The following is a 1,170-nucleotide window of genomic DNA, read 5'->3' on the forward strand; positions in this document are numbered from 1 at the left end:
ATCGAGCATGAGTTTCATGAGAATGTTAGCTCAAAATCACCAAACTTGTGTAGCTTGGGAAAGTCAAATCTTTGCTGCTGTATGGTAAAATTGAAGAACCATTTAACCAAGGAAAAAGAACCGATCCGATTCCCAAATTTTCTCACCCAAGTTTTGGCATGGAGCCAAATATCCTCTACGGGATTTTGCTCGGGAGCATTGGGAGCAAATAGGACACAAGTTAAAGGCCATTCATCCTTCTGTTTGCCTCGATTAACTTCTTCTAGGTAAGCCTTCATCTCTTTATATTTGTGGTAACTAGCTCCATCCCAAATAATCAAGTGTCTCGCTTCAGGATTTAAGCATTGTAAATACTTTCAGAAATCGACCGTATTCTCGGAATTCGCAGTCGCATATTCTCGCAGAACAAACTGTTTGGTTAAATAATCGAGCGCACCATAATAAGTTTGTTTTTCTCTCTCATTTACCACTGGTATTTCTATTTTCTCATTGCGCCTTCCCCAAACATAGCCACAGGCATCTCCCCAAAGAAGGTGACACTCATCAATCAAATACACCACAAGCTTTCTCGACTCTATAGCTTCTCGATGTTCTTCGAGAGTTTCACAAATTTCTTGGTGCTTTTTTTTGACAAGCTCTTCATCACCTTTTGGGTTCTTTTTTTGAGACTTTTTCCAGCTAATTCCCGCTGACTTAAAGAGTTGATAGTAGCTGGTTTGAGATTTAAATTCAATCTGATATCGCTCTGCTATATAATTGGCAACAGCAGATATATCCCACTGATTTTTATCGGTTAACCATTGGATAATTTCCTCTCGTTCTTCTGGCTTAAGCTGTCCCTGCGAGCCTCGATGATTTAAGAGCAATCCTTCAATTCCATACAACGCATAATTGATTTTCCACTTGCTGATAAATGGAGATGATACTCCCAAAATAGTTTGGATAGTTTTGCGACATATCCCTTCAATTAGCATCCGAACAGCTAAAGCTCTTTTTAGTTCTCTTGGGTCGGGATTGCCGGCAATAAAATTTTCGAGTTCTAATAAAGCCTGGGCTTCATCTTCTTTGAATTTGTCTAACGATTTCTCTCGGGACATCTCAACTTCTACTTAGATTTACATCTCTCATTATACACGCTCGATGATTTACAAATCATTTGCGCTCGCTATA

At 39.2% G+C, this 1,170-nt stretch carries 1 pseudogene; it reads right to left on the reverse strand.

From position 1 onward, the window contains the following. Nucleotides 1-14: 14 nt before the first annotated feature. Nucleotides 15-1,097: pseudogene (locus QUB30_RS33710) on the reverse strand (IS630 family transposase). Nucleotides 1,098-1,170 lie beyond the last annotated feature (73 nt).

The organism is Microcoleus sp. BROC3, assembly GCF_036702515.1.
GTDB lineage: Bacteria > Cyanobacteriota > Cyanobacteriia > Cyanobacteriales > Microcoleaceae > Microcoleus.